This window comes from Deinococcus sp. YIM 77859 (assembly GCF_000745175.1).
Lineage (GTDB): Bacteria > Deinococcota > Deinococci > Deinococcales > Deinococcaceae > Deinococcus.
In genome coordinates this window covers 2245944-2262087 of sequence record NZ_JQNI01000002.1, presented here as the reverse complement: position 1 = coordinate 2262087, position 16144 = coordinate 2245944, and the positions used below count along the sequence as shown (strand labels likewise).

Annotated in this window: 17 protein-coding genes; 13 read left to right on the top strand and 4 right to left on the bottom strand. The window is 65.9% G+C overall.

Annotation, left to right across the window (positions count from 1 at the left end):
• Positions 1–68: 68 nt before the first annotated feature.
• The 9 genes from EI73_RS11125 (at position 69) to EI73_RS11085 (ending at position 8377) form a co-directional block, all read left to right on the top strand.
• Entirely contained in the window at positions 69–563 is a 495-nt protein-coding gene (locus EI73_RS11125; protein ID WP_034386746.1) for an EVE domain-containing protein, read from the top strand.
• Between the two features lie 290 nt (positions 564–853).
• Positions 854–1549: an FAD-dependent thymidylate synthase gene (gene thyX / locus EI73_RS11120; RefSeq protein ID WP_034388153.1), complete on the top strand. Its 696-nt coding sequence runs from the start codon at positions 854–856 to the stop codon at positions 1547–1549.
• Between the two features lie 150 nt (positions 1550–1699).
• On the top strand, positions 1700–2458 hold the full coding sequence (locus EI73_RS11115) for an ABC transporter ATP-binding protein (protein WP_034386745.1): 759 nt from the start codon (positions 1700–1702) through the stop codon (positions 2456–2458).
• Positions 2455–3195, top strand: a complete 741-nt coding sequence (locus EI73_RS11110; protein WP_051935498.1) for an ABC transporter ATP-binding protein — start codon at positions 2455–2457, stop codon at positions 3193–3195. The genes EI73_RS11115 and EI73_RS11110 overlap by 4 nt, the downstream gene beginning before the upstream one ends.
• 45 nt (positions 3196–3240) lie before the next feature.
• Positions 3241–4470 carry an ABC transporter substrate-binding protein gene (locus EI73_RS11105; protein WP_231557323.1) on the top strand — a complete coding sequence of 410 codons (1230 nt, stop codon included), beginning with the start codon at positions 3241–3243 and terminating at the stop codon, positions 4468–4470.
• 76 nt (positions 4471–4546) lie between these two features.
• A complete protein-coding gene (locus tag EI73_RS11100; protein ID WP_034386742.1) occupies positions 4547–5437 on the top strand; it encodes a branched-chain amino acid ABC transporter permease in 891 nt (296 codons plus the stop codon).
• The gene (locus tag EI73_RS11095) at positions 5434–6390 is read left to right on the top strand and encodes a branched-chain amino acid ABC transporter permease (protein ID WP_034386741.1); all 957 of its coding nucleotides are present in this window, start codon (positions 5434–5436) and stop codon (positions 6388–6390) included. Before EI73_RS11100 ends, EI73_RS11095 begins: the two co-directional genes overlap by 4 nt.
• A gap of 83 nt (positions 6391–6473) precedes the next feature.
• Complete coding sequence (locus EI73_RS11090; RefSeq protein ID WP_034386739.1) at positions 6474–7235, top strand: 3-hydroxyacyl-CoA dehydrogenase; 762 nt, start codon at positions 6474–6476, stop codon at positions 7233–7235.
• Complete coding sequence (locus tag EI73_RS11085) at positions 7232–8377, top strand: thiolase family protein (protein ID WP_034386737.1); 1146 nt, start codon at positions 7232–7234, stop codon at positions 8375–8377. The genes EI73_RS11090 and EI73_RS11085 overlap by 4 nt, the downstream gene beginning before the upstream one ends.
• Positions 8378–8380: 3 nt before the next feature.
• Here EI73_RS11085 and nrdR read toward each other — a convergent pair whose 3' ends face one another.
• The 4 genes from nrdR to dnaB form a co-directional block, all read right to left on the bottom strand.
• Complete coding sequence (nrdR, locus tag EI73_RS11080; protein ID WP_034388147.1) at positions 8381–8833, bottom strand: transcriptional regulator NrdR; 453 nt, start codon at positions 8831–8833, stop codon at positions 8381–8383.
• 10 nt (positions 8834–8843) lie between these two features.
• Positions 8844–9557: an SDR family NAD(P)-dependent oxidoreductase gene (locus EI73_RS11075; RefSeq protein WP_051935497.1), complete on the bottom strand. Its 714-nt coding sequence runs from the start codon at positions 9555–9557 to the stop codon at positions 8844–8846.
• 317 nt (positions 9558–9874) lie between these two features.
• Positions 9875–10570 carry an NUDIX hydrolase gene (locus EI73_RS11070; RefSeq protein WP_034386735.1) on the bottom strand — a complete coding sequence of 232 codons (696 nt, stop codon included), beginning with the start codon at positions 10568–10570 and terminating at the stop codon, positions 9875–9877.
• The gene (dnaB, locus tag EI73_RS11065; protein WP_034386734.1) at positions 10570–13050 is read right to left on the bottom strand and encodes a replicative DNA helicase; all 2481 of its coding nucleotides are present in this window, start codon (positions 13048–13050) and stop codon (positions 10570–10572) included. Before dnaB ends, EI73_RS11070 begins: the two co-directional genes overlap by 1 nt.
• Before the next feature lie 334 nt (positions 13051–13384).
• Between dnaB and EI73_RS11060 the strand changes: the two genes are divergently transcribed.
• Genes EI73_RS11060 through EI73_RS11045 form a run of 4 tightly spaced genes read left to right on the top strand, consistent with a single transcriptional unit; the run spans position 13385 to position 16143 of the window.
• Positions 13385–13774: a type IV pilin protein gene (locus EI73_RS11060; protein ID WP_034386733.1), complete on the top strand. Its 390-nt coding sequence runs from the start codon at positions 13385–13387 to the stop codon at positions 13772–13774.
• A gap of 59 nt (positions 13775–13833) precedes the next feature.
• Positions 13834–15231 carry an O-antigen ligase gene (locus tag EI73_RS11055; RefSeq protein WP_034386732.1) on the top strand — a complete coding sequence of 466 codons (1398 nt, stop codon included), beginning with the start codon at positions 13834–13836 and terminating at the stop codon, positions 15229–15231.
• A complete protein-coding gene (locus EI73_RS11050) occupies positions 15203–15574 on the top strand; it encodes a prepilin-type N-terminal cleavage/methylation domain-containing protein (protein ID WP_034386731.1) in 372 nt (123 codons plus the stop codon). Before EI73_RS11055 ends, EI73_RS11050 begins: the two co-directional genes overlap by 29 nt.
• A 17-nt stretch (positions 15575–15591) precedes the next feature.
• On the top strand, positions 15592–16143 hold the full coding sequence (locus tag EI73_RS11045; protein WP_034388142.1) for a DUF1802 family protein: 552 nt from the start codon (positions 15592–15594) through the stop codon (positions 16141–16143).
• Position 16144 lies beyond the last annotated feature (1 nt).

The following is a 16144-nucleotide window of genomic DNA, read 5'->3' as shown; positions in this document are numbered from 1 at the left end:
AGAGCGGGCCCGGATGAGACAGGGTGCGGGAAGGCACGGAGGCAGGCCGGGGCGCTACCCTCTCCCCTATGTCTCCCACTCCGCCGCGTTTCTGGCTTCTGAAGTCCGAACCCGACGTGTTCGGTTACTCCGATCTTGTGCGGGTGGGGCGCGAACCCTGGAACGGCGTGCGAAATTACCAGGCGCGCAACTTCCTGCGCGCGATGCGGGCAGGAGACCTCTGCCTCTTCTACCACTCGAACGCGCGGCCGAGCGGCGTTGCGGGCGTGGCGCGGGTGGTGCGGGAAGCCTACCCCGACAACCTGCAATTCGACCCTGAGAGCCCGTACTTTGACCCCACCAGCACTCCGGAAGATCCGCGCTGGAGCATGGTGGACGTCGCCCCGGTGCGAGCTTTTCCGGCGGTGCTGCCGCTGGCGGTGCTGCGGACGCTTCCCGAGTGGCAGGACTCGCCGCTGACCCGCCAGGGCAGTCGCCTCAGCGTGCTTCCCGTCACCCCCGAACAGTTCCGGGCAGCGCTGGAGGCAGCAGGCATAGACCTTCCCGCGGTCCATCCCGTTTGAACCGCTCGCCCCCACGCGGCTTGCCTCTCCGCCTTAGGGCCCGTCAACCTTCTGTCAGAGGCGGACTGCAAAACTGATGCATGGAACTGCTCTTTGCCGGACTGGTGATCACCCTGCCCTTGCTGCTGGCCACCCGGCAGGAGCGTCCTGGTCCGCCACGTGCCCCGGTGCGCGTCCGCTCCGGCCACCGCTGAAGTTCTCCTCCTGCCCCTCCACGCCGGGTGAGCCGGGCCGCCTCCCCCCTCATCCGGAACCGCCCCTTGACCCGGGTGGGCGTTAAGCTGGCGCGGATGACCACGCCTCCCTCCCCCATCCTCTACCCCCTCGGGGACCAGATCGGTTCCGTCACCCTCATCCAGCATGTGGGCGACGACAAGATGATCGTGAATGCCGCGCGGGTCTCCTTGGGCGGAGACTCGGACGCACCGCTTTCCGAGCGCGACGAGCGACTCATCCGCTACCTGCTGAAGCATCAGCATGGCAGTCCTTTTGAACATAATCTGCTCACCTTCAAGATCGTGTGTCCGATTTTTGTGGATCGGCAGCTGGTGCGCCACCGCGTCGGCGTCTCCAAAAACGAGATCAGTGGCCGCTATGTCGAGCTCCAGGAGCGGAACTACACCCCGTCCGCCTTTCGCCTGCAAGCCCCCTCCAACCGGCAGGCGAGTGTGGACGACGACGGCACGCTCGACCAACAGGAGGCGGCGCGGGTGTGGGAGGCGGCGTGGCGACACGCCTACGCGGCCTACGAGACCCTGCTGCGGCTCGGCGTGACGCGGGAACAGGCGCGCGGTGTGCTGCCCCTGAGCCTGTACACCGAGTCGTACTACACCTTCAACGTGCGTTCGCTGCTGCACTTTCTGGCGCTGCGCGACCACGAAGGCGCGCAGTGGGAAACCCGGCTGTATGCCCGCGCACTGCTCCAACTCGCCGAGCCCCTCTTTCCGGTGACCTTCCGGGAGTGGCGGGCCCTGCAGCAGCGCTAGCGGGGCGAGCTGGTGCCGTGGGCGGCCCGTGTCACGTCTCTGTGACCAACCCCTGCTAGACTTCTTCCTGCACCACAATTCGGAGAAAGGGGGAAGGATGCCCAAGGAGTTGTCCATTCGTCGGCCGGACAAGCACAGTGGCGACAGGCCATGACGGCCCCTGCCGCCTTAGAAGCTCGCCACCTCGTCAAGGACTTCCGGGGATTTCGCGCCACCAATGACGTGAACCTGACGGTTCAGGCGGGAGAAATTCACGCGATTATCGGCCCGAATGGGGCCGGCAAGACCACCCTCTTCAACCTGCTGTCGGGTTTCCTGCGCCCGACGAGCGGCGAGGTTCTTCTCTTTGGAGAACGCATCGACATGCTCCCGCCCTACGCGATCGTGCGGCGGGGCCTGAGCCGCTCTTTTCAGATCAGCAGCGTCTTTCCCACCCTGACGGTGCGCGAGAATTTGCTCGTCGCCCTGGAGGCCCCAACTCGGCTGCCGGGGCAGTTCTGGACGCCCCTCTCGCGGCTAGAAGCCCTGGGACCGCGCGCCGATCAGATCCTGAGTGACGTGGGGCTAGAAGGCGCCCAGGACCGGCTGGCGGCGGACCTCAGTCACGGCGAGAAGCGGCAGCTGGAGATCGGGATCTCGCTCACGCAGGACCCGCGCGTGCTGCTCCTCGACGAGCCGACCAGCGGCATGGGGTCGGAGGGGGTCAGCCGCGTGATCGCGCTTGTCCGGCAGGTCGCACGGGGCCGCACCATCGTGCTCGTCGAGCACAACATGAGTGTCGTTGCGGAGCTCGCTGACCGCATCACCGTCCTCCAGTACGGCCAGGTGCTCGCCAGCGGCCGCTACGACGAGGTGCGGCAAGACCCGCGCGTGATCGAGGCCTACCTGGGCGAGGAGGCGCACGCATGAGCGCACCTGCCGTCTCCCCCACTCGGCGCGCCTCGCCGCAGGCACCCCTGCTCGAAGTCCGCGACCTGCACGCTTTTTACGGACAGAGCCACGTCCTGCACGGCGTCAACCTCCAGGTGATGCCCGGCGAGGTGGTCAGCCTGATCGGGCGCAACGGCGCGGGCAAGACAACCACCCTCAAAAGCATCATGGGGGTGCTCAGAAGCCGCACCGGGCAGATCACCTTTGAGGGCCAGGACATCACCCGGCTGCCCAGCCACCGCATCGCGGCGCGGGGGCTCGCGTGGGTGCCGGAAGAGCGAGCGATTCTCAGCAGCCTGACCGTGCGCGAAAACCTCGAGCTGCCCCCCGCGCGGCCCGGCGGCTGGAGCACCGAGCGGGCCCTCGAAGCCTTTCCGGTGCTGCGCGAACGCGGTCACCACCCCGGCTCCAAGCTGTCGGGCGGCGAACAGCAGATGCTCGCCATCGTGCGGGTGCTGCGCAGTGGCCCGCGCCTCCTCCTGCTCGACGAACCCAGCGAGGGCCTCGCGCCCGTGATCGTGGGGCGCATCGGGGACATGCTTCAGGAGCTGCGCCGCGAGGGCCTCAGCGTGATCCTGGTCGAACAGAACCTCAAATTTGCTACCCGTCTGGCCGACCGTCACTACGTGCTCGTGGACGGGCAGGTGGTGGACGAGGTGCGCGCCGACGAGGTCGAGGCGCGCCGCGCCGACCTGCTGCGGTACCTGAGTGTGTAGGGGAGCGGGCCCGTCGCCATCAGCACAAAGATCCCACCGGGAGGAATGAATATGCAGAAAAAGACCCTGGCTGTCCTCGGTTCCACCGCCTGTTGCGCCGCCATGACAGTCGCGCTTGCGCAGAACCTCAAGCTCTCGGACAACGTGGTGCGGGTGGGCGTTCTCACCGACCTTTCCGGGGTGTACTCCGAGCTCTCGGGGCAGGGCAGCGTCAAGGCCGCGCAGCTGGCCGCTGCCGATTTCATGGCACAGAACCCCAGCTTCAGGGGCAAGGTGCAGGTGATCGGCGTGGATCACCAGAACAAGGCTGACGTGGCCAGCAACAAGGCCGCCGAGATGATCGACCGCCAGAACGTGGACATGCTGGTGGACCTGCCGACCAGCAGCGCGGCCCTCGCCGCCTCCGAGATCGCCCGGCAAAAGAAGGTCCCCACGCTGGTGGTGACCGGCGGCACCACCGCCCTGACGAACGAGAAGTGCAACAGGTACACGTTCCACTACGCCTACGACAACTACATGCTGGCCAACGGCACCGGGAGCGCCGTGACCAAGCGCGGCGGCAACAGCTGGTACATCATCTATCCCAACTACGCCTTTGGTCAGGACCTCAACCGGCAGATGACGGCGGCCATCCAGGAAAACAAGGGCCGCCTGGTCGCGCCGAGTGACGCCACCCCCTTTCCCAACACCGACTTTTCCTCCTACCTGCTCAAGGCCCAAGGCCTCAAACCCAAGGTGTTTGGCACCATGCAGGCGGGCGCGGACCTGGTGAACGTGGTCAAGCAGTACAACGAGTTCGGCCTGCGGCAGCAGGGGATCGGTCTGGGCATCGGCCTCTTGTTCGAGACGGACGTGGCCGCCCTGGGGCAAGACGCCTTTGCGGGCGCGCTCGCTACGGTGCCGTGGTACTGGAACATGGACCAGCGGGCGCGAACCTGGGCGGCCAAGTTCGAGAAAGCTTTCGGCAAGAAGCCCACCTGGGCACAAGCAGGCGTCTACTCCGCCACCATGAGCTATCTCCAGGCCGTTGCCCGCGCCAAGAGTGACGACGGCGACGCGGTGGTCAAGGCCCTCGAAGGCCACCGCTTCAGCGATTTCTTCGCTCGCAACGCCTACGTACGCCCGCAGGACCACCGCGTGCTGCTCGATGTCTACACCGTACAGGTCAAACCCAAGGCACAAGCCAAGGAATCGGGGGACTACTTCACCAAGATTGCCACCATTCCCGCTGCACGCGCCTTTATGCCGCTGTCCGAGAGCAAGTGCCGGATGTAAGGACGGTCTAACGGTCAAACCGTCTAACGGCCTGAAGAGGTTCCCGACGGTTTGACCTTCGACCTCTAGACCTGCCATGAATACGCAACTTCTCCTGATTCAGGTGTTTAACGGGCTGGTGAACGGCGCCTTTTATGCGCTCCTCAGCCTCGGCCTCGCGGTCATCTTCGGCATGCTCCGGATCGTGAACTTCATGCATGGGGCGCTGTACATGCTGGGCGCCTTTGCGGCTTTTGCGCTCGGGCAGGCCTTTGGGCTGGGATTCTGGCCGTCGCTTATCCTCGCGCCGGTCCTCGTGGGGCTGCTGGGCGTGGTGCTGGAGCGCACCCTGCTCTCGCGGCTGTACGGCCTGGACCCCAGCTATAACCTGCTTCTCACCTTCGGGCTAACCCTCCTCACCCAGGATCTGGTCAAGCAGGTCATGCTTTCGCAGTACGCGGTGTCCAGTGCGCCCTACACGCCGCCCGCCGCCCTCGCGGGGGTGGTGAACCTGGGCTTTGTGGTGTTTCCCAAGTACCGGCTGTTCGTGATTGTGCTCAGCCTGGTGATCTGCCTGCTCACCTGGCTGGTGATCGAAAAGACCCGAGTGGGAGCCATCATCCGTGCCAGCACCGAAAACCCAAGCGTCACCCGGGCCTTTGGCATCGACGTGGGCAAGTGGGTGACGGGCGTGTTTGGCGTGGGCGTGGGTCTGGCGGGCTTGGCCGGGGTGCTGGCCGCGCCGATCTATTCGGTCGAGCCCTACATGGGAGCCGAACTGATCATCACGACCTTTGCGGTGGTGGTGATCGGTGGTATGGGCAGCATTCTGGGAAGCATCGTCACAGGCTTTGCGGTGGGCGTGCTGGCTGCGGTGGGCGCCGCGCTCTATCCGCCCATCGCCAACACGCTGGTCTTTATCCTGATGGCGGCTGTGCTGCTGGTGCGCCCAAGCGGCCTCTTCGGACTGCCGGAGGGGGCAAGATGACCGCTCTTCCCCGTACCACCACCCGCACGGACCGCCAGCGCCTGACCCGCGCCGCCTGGCTGATCGGCCTGGGGACCGTGCTGCTGATCCTGCCCCGGCTGATCTACCCGGTCCTGGCGCTCGATATCCTCGCCTGGGGCCTCTTTGCCGTAGCCTTTGACCTGCTGTTTGGGTTTTCGGGCCTGCTGAGTTTTGGGCACGCCGCCTTTTGGGGCACGAGTGCGTATGTCACGGCCTTTTTGCTGGGGCACGGCCAGAGCGTGCCGGTCGCCATGCTGGGCGGGACGGCCTCGGCGCTGCTGATCGCCGTGCCCATCGCGTTCCTCAGCGTGCGCTCCATCGGCATCTACTTCTCCATGATCACCCTGGCCTTTGCCCAGATGATCTCGTTCCTGGCCCTGCAATGGACGGACGTGACCGGCGGTGAAAACGGCCTCCAGGGCTTCGCGCGGCCGGGTTTCCTGGGGCTCGACTTCAGTGACGCCCTCACCCGCTACTACTTCTGCCTGGTCCTGTTCGCAGTCGGCTTCTCTGTTGCCTACCGCACGGTTCGCAGTCCCTTTGGCCAGGCGCTTCAGGCGGTGCGTGACAATGAGGGGCGGGCACAGAGCATCGGCTACAACCCCCTGCGCTTCAAGTTCACGGCCTTTCTGATCAGCGCGGCCCTGGCGGGCCTGGCCGGAAGCATGTACACCTTTGGACACGGGGTGGTTAGCCTGGAGGTCGTCAACTGGCGCACGTCCGGCGAGGTCGTGATGATGACGCTGCTGGGCGGCACCACCACCCTCTTCGGCCCGGTGATCGGTGCGGGCCTGGTGCTGCTGCTGCGCGACGTGCTGACCACCGCCAATCTGCCGGTCGGCATCGTGACGGGCCTGGTGTTTGTGCTGGTGGTGCTGTTTTTCCGCCGAGGCGTGGTGGGCACGGTGCAGCACTGGCTCAGGCGCAGCTAACCGGCTCCTCTCTCCCCGCCCCGCGCGGGGGTTTTGCTGCGGGGAGGCGCCAGAACGGGCGCAAGTCGATCACAGGAGGACGCATGAACCTGAGCGGCAAGACGGTCCTGATTACGGGCGGCGCGTCCGGGCTGGGCGCGGGCACCGCACGCATGGTGGCGCAGGCGGGTGGGCAGCCCGTCTTGCTCGACCTGAACGCCGAGGCCGGGGAGACGCTTGCCCGCGAGCTGGGCGGCCTCTTCCAGCGCACGGACGTCACCAGTGAAGACGACGTGAAGGCCGCCATCAACACGGCGCGGGAACACTTCGGTGGGCTGCACGGCGCGGTGAACTGCGCGGGCATCGCCCCCGCCGAGGTCACCGCTGGAAAACGCGGTCCCCACCCACTCGACCTGTTCGAACGCGTGATCCGGGTCAATCTGATCGGCACCTTCAACGTGGTGCGCCTCGCCGCCCAGGCCATGCTGGACAACACCCCGAACGAGGATGGTGAGCGCGGCGTGATCGTGAACACAGCTTCTGTCGCGGCCTTTGACGGTCAGATCGGGCAGGTGGCCTACGCGGCGAGCAAGGCGGGAGTGGCCGGGATGACCCTTCCCCTCGCCCGTGATCTCGCGCGGGGCGGCATCCGCGTGATGACCGTTGCGCCGGGGATCTTTGAGACGCCCATGCTCGCCGGGTTGCCCCAGGAGGTGCAGCGCTCGCTGGGCGCGCAGGTGCCCTTCCCGCCCCGGCTGGGCCGTCCGGACGAGTATGCCCGGCTGGTGCGGCAGATCTTCGAAAACCCCATGCTGAATGGCGAGACGATCCGGCTAGACGGGGCGATCAGGATGGCCCCCCGATGAGCGAAGCCGTGATTCTGGAAGCTGTTCGTACCCCCTACGCTCGGCGTGGCGGCGCCTACCGCGAGGTGCGGCCCGACGCGCTGCTGGCCTTGGCCTTAAGGGGGCTTATGGACCGCGCCGGACTCGATCCTGCCCGAGTGGAGGACGTGGTGACCGGGGCCGTCACCCAGACGGGCGAACAGGGCGCGAACATCGGTCGCCTCGCGGTGATGCTGGCGGGCTTTCCGCAGGAGGTTCCGGCGGTCAGCCTCAACCGCATGTGCGGCAGCGGGCAGCAGGCGATTCACTTTGCCGCCCAGGGCGTAGACGCCGGCGATCAGACGTACGCGGTGGGAGCGGGCGTCGAGTCCATGACCCGCACGCCGATGTTCAGCGATATCGGCGGCGGCTTTGAGCGGCTGAACCCCGAGCTGCTGGGCAAGGTCAACCTCATTCACCAGGGCGAGAGCGCGGAACGCATCGCGGAGCGCTGGGGCTTCAGCCGCGCCGACCTTGACGCCTACTCGGCCGAGAGCCACCGCCGCGCCGCAGCCAGCCGCAGCCTCCACGCCGAACTGTTGCCCGCGCCCGGCCTGAATGCGGAGGGTGAAGCTTTCACCCTGACGTATGACGAGGGCGTGCGCGAGCAGGTCTCCCCCGAGAAGATGGCCGCCCTGAAACCCGCCTTCCGCAAAAACGGCGTGATAACCGCCGGAAACGCCAGCCAGATCAGCGACGGGGCGGCAGCGGTGCTGGTGGGAGACCGGGAGGCGGCCCTGGCAGACGGCCTGCGTCCTCGTGCCCGCTTTCGCGCTCGGGTTGCGGTGGGGGATGACCCCACCCTGCAACTGATGGGCGTCTTGCCCGCCACCCGCCGGGCCCTGGCCAAGAGCGGCCTCACCCTCGCGGACCTCGACTGGATCGAGATCAACGAGGCTTTTGCCTCCGTCGTCCTCGCCTGGATGCACGAGCTGGGCGCCGATCCGGCAAAGGTGAATCCCTGGGGCGGCGCCATCGCCCACGGGCACCCGCTGGGCGCAAGCGGCGCAGGGCTCACCGCCAAGATGCTCGCCGGACTAGAGGCCACCGGGGGAACGCTGGGCCTTCAGGTGATGTGCATCGGGCACGGGATGGCCACGGCAACGGTGATCGAGCGGCTATGAGCCTTAGCTCTCGCCCCGGTCCTTGAGGCCCTGAATCTCCTCGATGAACCGTTCCAGGCTGTCAAAGTCGCGGTACACGCTGGCAAAGCGGATATAGGCCACGTCGTCCAGCGGGCGCAGGAAGGTCATCGCACGGCGGCCGATCTCTTCCGAGGCGATCTCAGCGGCCTGCACCTCGTCCTCAAAGCTGTAGGCAAAGGCACGCAAGCGCTCGGGGTCCACCGGGCGTTTCTCGGTGGCGAGGGTGAGGCCGCGCAGCAGCTTGTCGGGGTTAAAGGCCTCGCGCTGGCCGCCGCGTTTGACCACCATCAGCGGTTCGAGCTGCGCGCGTTCGTAGGTGGTGAATCTCCGGTTGCAGCGCAGGCACTCGCGGCGGCGGCGGATGCTGGCCCCGTCGTCACTGGGCCGCGAGTTGACCACCCTGGAATCAGGGGCCGAGCAGTAGGGGCACTTCAAACCCAGCACCTCACCGGCTGTTCACTTCCGTGACCCTGAGTTTGGGCACCGGGGGCAGCGGCACCTCCAACACCGCGCCGCGCAGGTGGCGCAGGGACGGCATAGCGAGGGCCAGCACCGCGTCAGCCAACGGACGGTCCAGGGCCTCGTCACCGCTGCTGGCCCGCGAGGGCAGCACCAGGTTCACGCGCAAGTCCTCGTCGTGGGCATGCTCAACCAGGCCGCGCAGCGCCCCGCGCTGGGGGTGCGCCTGCAGACCCGGCTCGTCCAGGTGCGGCCCCACGAGAGTCAGCCAGGCCCCGGTTTGGCGGCGGCGCACAATCTGGGCGATGGCAACGCTGCTTTTCACGTTGCAGCTAAAGAGATCCATCCACTCGTTCTCACTGAGCAGCGTGAAGTTGGTGTGCGTGCGCTTGTCGGCCAGGTGTACGATGCCGTGCAGGGCGCCAAAAATCTCTAGGATGCGGGTTTGTGCGCTGATCCAGTCCAGGGGCACGCTCACATCCGCCTTGATCGGGATGGCGGTACCGCCCGCCAGTTCCAGGGCGCTGGCTGCACCCGCGAGCGTCTCGCTGTTCCCGCCGATCAAGACGACACTCGCACCCGCGCGGGCCAGCGCGGCGCTGATCGCTCGGCCGTACCCCTGGTCGGCACCCGTCACAGCGATGACCTGCCCGCCGAGCAGCGGGCCGGGGGCAGGGGGAAGGGCAGAGGCATGGGCCATACCTTCAGCATACCGCCCCTACCGAAAGAGGCAGGGGCCGAACCCGCTCAGCCCGCGTGGGGCAGGGGCCTCAGCGCGCCCTCTGGCAGCTCTCCGGCGCGGTGGCCCTTGCCGCAGGGCTCGCACCAGTAGGCCTGGTCGCCGTCGCGCAGGTCGTAGAGGACCAGGGACTGTCCACAGGAAGGGCAGACGTGGGCGTACCCGCGTCCACTGGCAGGAGAAGGCTCTTTTATACGTAATGCCCGCTTCATATTCTGATGATAGCAGAAACAAGAGGGGGAAGCAGCCCCTCCTGCACGCAGTTTTGACGCTGCGGGTCAAAGATCAGCCTCGTCGGTGGGGACATCCGTCAGGTCCGGCTCCACCGCCCCGACGCCGACCCGCCGCCGCTTACGGAGCATCGCGGGCTCCTTGTCGAGGTTAAACACGAAGTGGCGGGGCCGCCGCTCGCGCAACCAGGTTTCCAGTGCCACCAGCCGGGGCCGGAAACGGATGAATTCACGCAGCTGACGAATAGGAACGAAACGCGCCTCCTGTACGTCGCGGTCGGGGTCGCGCGGCCCCAGCATGCCTCCGACCTCGCGCCCGGTGTAGAAAAACTGGAGGTGATGCCCCCAGGTCTGCGCCTGAAACTCCACGATAAAGGCCAGGTCGCGCAGTTCGACCACCAGACCGGTTTCCTCGTAGGTCTCGCGCCGCGCGCCCTCCTGCACAAGTTCTCCGGCCTCCAGCCCTCCCTTGGGCAGGGACCAACGGCCCCGCTCACGCACCAGCAGGATTTCTTCGCCGCGCAGCACGACGCAGCCCACGCCAATGCGCGGCTCGGCAAGCGGCCGCTTGTGCCCCCGCTTGCTGGGTGGAGCGGGAACCGGGACGTTCACTCCTTTGGTCGCTGAAGCCGCCGGGCTCGCCTGACCTGTTCCTCCCTGACCAGCTCCGCGCCCACCCCGACGCCGCCGCCGTCGCCGCTGCCCACCCGCGTTGCCGGGGGTCAGCTTTACGTCCTCCGGCATCAGACACCCTCCGGCGCGAGATCGTTGAAGCGCACGTGCGCGCTATGAAACTGCAGTTTCACCGTTCCCACAGGACCGTTGCGCTGTTTGCCAATGATGATTTCGGCAATCCCCTGCTGATCGGTGTCCTTGTTGTAGTACTCGTCCCGGTAAATAAACATCACAATATCCGCGTCCTGTTCGATGGCACCTGATTCTCTCAAATCCGACAGCATGGGCCTGTGATTTGGCCGCTGCTCCACCGCACGGCTCAGCTGACTGAGGACAATCACCGGCACATTCATCTCACGCGCGATGCCTTTGAGCCCACGCGAAATCGCACTGATCTCCTGTTGGCGGTTGTCGCCGCCGCCGCTGTTCTTGCCGCCCGACATCAGCTGCAGGTAATCGATCACCACCAGGCCCAATTCCCCGTACTGGGCCGCAATCCGCCGCAGCTTACTCCGCAGGGCGTTGAGGGTGAGGTCCGGCTCGTCATCGATCACCATGGGCGCTTCCGCCAGTCGCCCCGCCGCGTGCGCAAGACGCTCGAAATCCCGCTCGTTCAGCTGCCCTGAGCGAATCCGGTTCATATCAACCCGCGCCTCGCTGCACAGCATCCGGAGGGCCAGCTGCACGCTGGGCATCTCCAGGCTGAACACCGCGACGGTCTTCTCAGCGCGGAGGGCGACATTCTGAGCGATGGAGAGAGCAAAGGCCGTGTTGTGCAGGCAGATGTCCGCCGCGATGAAGTTCGCGTCCCCCGGCACGGTGAGGTCGTACACCTGCCGCTCACCCACGTCCTCGATGCTCACGATGTCATCCCAGTACAGGTCGCCGTGACCCAACGGGGTCAGGGGCGGACCGTCCAGCACGGCGGCGGAGCGGGCGGCACAGGCGAGCGCATTCCGCTCTCCCGCCGCATGCCGTACGTAGCCCCACGCCCCGGCACTCAGCGAGATATCCCGCCGGGCCTTTTCACCCAGCCACCCAACCTGCATCTGGTAGTCCGCGACGCTGCGTTCCTCGGTGATCTCCACCCGCCAGGAACGCTCCCCCTGGCGCCACAGCTCGCTCACGATGCCGAAGCGCACCAGGGCGTGGTGAACGTCGCGGGCCAGCGCCTCACTCATCACGGTGAACTCGATGCGGGGCTTGTCGGCCAGGGCAGAGACGGTCCCGTCACAACTCAGAAGCACGCGCAGGAAGGCGGCCAGGGACTCGCGGGTGAGCGTCCAGACGACGTCCGGGAAGCGCTTCTCTTCTGCCCGCCGACCCCATACGCCCAGGTCCCGCAGCCACTCCGTGAGGGGACTGAGCCGGTCCTGGCGCTCGCCCGGCGGCCAGCGACAGCTCAGGCGGTCGTCAGTAGCCGTTGGCGCGTCGGCCACCATCTCCACCTCTGGAAACTCGGCGGCGAGGCAGGCACGGAAATCCTCCACCAATGCCGGGTCCGCGTTCGTCCAGCGGGGGTGACTCTGCGTCAGGCCGCCTTCCGCCAGCAGGTAGGCGAGCAGGCGCACCCGCTGCGGGCTCAGGGCATCCTCCGTACCGAACACGGGCACAGCGCGGGGCACGGCGATGCGGTCTCCCACCCTCAGGTCGTACAGGGGCGTCCAGCCGTCCACACCCAGAAAAGGATGGTGCGGCGTGGTCTCCACCACACGGCCCGTGCGGGTCGTTACCCGGCGCACCGCCTTCACGCCGCTATCGATCCAGGCACCCACCCGGGATTCACGCACGGTTCCCTGCGGCGTCACACTGAGCACCGTCGGCAACCGCCGCCGCACAAACGCCTCCACCGTGATCCGCTCCCCGGTACCCGGCACGTCGATCAGCGTGTCTGCCGTCACGCACTTGCCCATACTCGGCCTGGCCGCCAGCACGTTCAGGCTCCCCTTCTGGAACCCCGAAATCTGCTCGTCGAGGTCGCGAAAACCGCTGCTCACCCCGTCGGGAATGCCCTTGTTCTGATGCAGCAGGGTGATGTACTCGAAGGTGTCGTGGACGATCTCGCCCATCGCCTGATACGACTCGCTCCCCTTCTTCTGCTCAGCCACCTCGAAAATCAGCTTCTCGGCCCGGTCGAGCAGGTCCTCTAGCGGCAGCTGCCCGTCGTAGGCGAGCTGCATCGCCTTGCCCGAGGCGCTGATGAGTTGCCGCAGGGTGTGCTTTTCCTGCACGATGCGGGCGTAGTGCTCTGCGTAGGCAGCAGTCGGCACCTGATCCGAGAGACCAATGAGGTACGTGAGGCCGCCCACCTCATCAAGCTGGCCCTTCACGCGCAGGTCCTCACTCAGGGTCACCAGGTCGACTGGCTCACCCCGTTCTTGCAGAGCGCGCATCGCCGCAAAGATCTTGCGGTGGCCCTCGCGGTAGAACATCTCGGGCGTGAGGGTGTCCCCGAGCTGAATCAGGGTGTCGTTATCGAGCAGGACGCTGCCCAGCACGCTGATTTCTGCTTCATTGCTGTGCGGGGGAACGCGTGGTGTCAGTTCCATGCAGGCCTTTCGGGCACGCGGCAAGAGAACGCGCCGCCCTTAGGAGAGCAGGGCGCGCCGCGCATACAACGGTGAAGTCAGGCTGGGGGCAAGTGGCCCCATTCGCCCAGAACCTCCCCAGCGGGGCAGCTCCCGGGCCGAACTGCCGAGCATCATACCACTGTCCCCCCTCCCCCAACACCCCCACCGCCCGCCCGGAACGTAAGAGTCCTGTTAGGGCCTCCTGAATACCCTCATCTCAGCAAGGACGGGAGATACCCGCACCTGCAACGCCATTCCCGGCCCGAGGGACTTCTCCCGATTCCTTAACCCGAAGGCCCCCAGAGGAGAGACCATGAAGAACGGAACCCAAGGCTTTACCCTGATCGAGCTGCTGATTGTGATCGCGATCATCGGGATTCTGGCGGCGGTGCTGATCCCCAACCTGCTGAACGCCCGCAAGGCAGCGAACGACAGCGCGGCCCAGAGCCTCCTGCGCAACGCCGTGACCGCTGCCGAAGCGAGCCGCGCCAATGGCACGACCATCACCACCGAAACGGACTGCAAAGACGCCAATATCCTGAACATCACCTCCTACCCCACCAGCGTCACGGCCTGCCAGATTAAGCAGACCGCCAACGGCACCTACGGTTACGTCACCTCCAGCACGAACAACAACTACCAGTTCGACGGGACGACCATCAAGAAAGTCTCTTCTGCGGGTATGCCCAGCAGCATGCCCTAAGGCCTCAGCTTCTTCTCCAGCCCCGTCTCAGCGGGGCTTTTTCTTTTCTCGAGGAGTTCATGTCCCTGTTCCGGTTGGCCCTGGCCCTGTTCGTTCCTCTGTTTTGCCTCTCCTTTTGGCCTGCTGCCGTAGCCGTTCCCCAGGCCAGTCTGTACCCCCTCCGCTTCTGGCTGCTGCTGGGCCTGGTGTTTTTGGGAACGCTCGGAGCCGTGGCCTTGCAGGGCAGGGGCATGACGGTGACCGAGTACCTTCGCCGCCACCCGCCACGCCTCGGCCTTCTGGGAGGACTTACCCTGCTATATGCCCTTTGGGTAGCCCTTTCCGCTGCAACCTCGCCTCTTCCCTGGATTGCCTGGCTTGGTCAGCCCTACTCCCAGTTCGGTGCCCTGATGCTGCTGCTCTGTCTGGGGGCAGCGGCCCTGTATGCCCGCTCTGCGCCGGTCGAACTGGTGATTCGCGCGTGTGCCCTCACCACACTCGCTATGTTTGTGCTCGCTCTTGCCGAGGCCGTGGGGTGGCGACCGCTCGCCCACCTGATCTCTTCGCCCCGCATGACCTACCCTGCTGGCACGGTCGGCTTGCGTCAGCACCTGGGCGGATGGTTTGCCATCATGGCGCTTGCCCCCGTGTTTTTCTTTCGCCGGCGGCCACGCACCCTCTGGTTTTGGAGCTGGCTTCTCTCCGGACTCCTGGGGGTCTCGCTCTGCACCAACACGGCTGCCACGCTCGGTGTGGCCCTGGGTCTGGCCCTGTGGTTGCTGCTCGGTATCTTTCGCAGGGCTTGGGTTCTCCCACTGCTGACCGCAAGCCTCTTTGCCGTGAGTACGGTGGCCTTCCCCCCCCTCATCACGGCCCAGAGTAAAGCCCTTGGCCTTTTGCCCCCCCACTTCAAGGACTACGGCTCGACCCAAACCTTCACCACGCGGCTCTACCTCTGGCGAGCCGCCTGGCGCGCGGCGCAGACGAGGCCCCTCCTGGGCTGGGGGGATGAAACCTTTGCCTCCGCCGTCTATGAGCACCTGAGCCCCTCAGAAATCAGCGCACTCCTGAGGTCAGAACTGGGATTGGACAGCAACTACCATGCCGAGCCGGCCTGGCCAGGATTTTATCTGATCAACCCTCTCCAAAAGGACCGGCAGTATGTTCATGTTATCTATGTCCACCCCCACAACATCTGGCTTGATGAGGTGTATGCCCACGGCTTTGTAGGCGCCGCCCTCGCCCTCCTCACAGCGGCTCTCTTCTTGTGGAGGGTGTGGCAACAGGAACCCTCAGCCTTGATCCCCCTGCTTGTTGCCGTTTTGCCCTACACCGTGTTCCTCACCGCCTGGTTCTATGTGGCCACGGTCACGCCCCTCTTTTTTCTTCTCCTCGGAACAGCGCTGGCGGATGTGGTTCCCCTACGCTCTGGCCCGCACAGAAACGCCTATGAAGAGCCAAGGTCTAACCCTGCTTGAGCTACTGGCCGCAGCGACCCTGCTGGGCCTGCTGTCCGCACTGTTCCTGTTAAGCCTCCTCCAGGCTCAACGGGGCGCAGTCTCCACCCAAGCCCAACAACTCGCCCGACACGCGGCCACTCTGGCAGAAATCAAACGGAGCGTGACGAACACGCCGTATTCCTCGCCCACACCCTGTGTCCCCGCGCTTCTTGTCGACCTGCCCGCTTCCGTGCCGCAGTGTGTCTTTCGGCAGGACGAAAACACCACCTACGTCTTGACCCAATCCTCGTCCGGCAAGTTCTTCCTGTTTGATGGGAAAGGCTTGCAAGGCCCCCTTGGGGCACTCCCCGCCTCGTGGTAGGCTATACCCTGCGCGCTATGTCTTCCCGCTACGCCCTCAAGGAATGGGACACCCAGTGTCAGGCCCTGACCTCCGGCTCTTCGGCCCTCCTGATTCGCAAGGGGGGCATCATGGAGACGCACGCGGGCTTCGAGGTGGAGCACCGTGAATTTCTCCTCTACCCGACGTTCCTGCACCAGAATCCCGATGAGCTGAGGCCCGAATTCAGGCCGCTGCTGCGCGACGACCCTCAACCGGGCCAAATCGTCCTTCCGGCGCTGGCAGAGGTGGTGGCGGTCCATCAAGTGGAGTCGCTGGAGCGGGCGCTGGCGCTGGCGCCGTACCAGGCGCTTACGTCAGGAGCCATCGAACGGCGCTTCCACTACCGCAACCGGCCCTGGGTTCACGCGCTGCTGCTGCGGGTGCGCCCACTGCAACAGTCGCTGGTGCTGGAGGAAACGCCCCAGATGCTGGGCTGCGTGAGCTGGGTGCCGCTGCCGGACCTTTCGGTAGAGGCCGGGCCACCCGTGTTGCCCGAGGCCGAACTTGAACGGCTGCGGGCGGCGGTCGAGGCAGCCCTCAGCGCTTAGC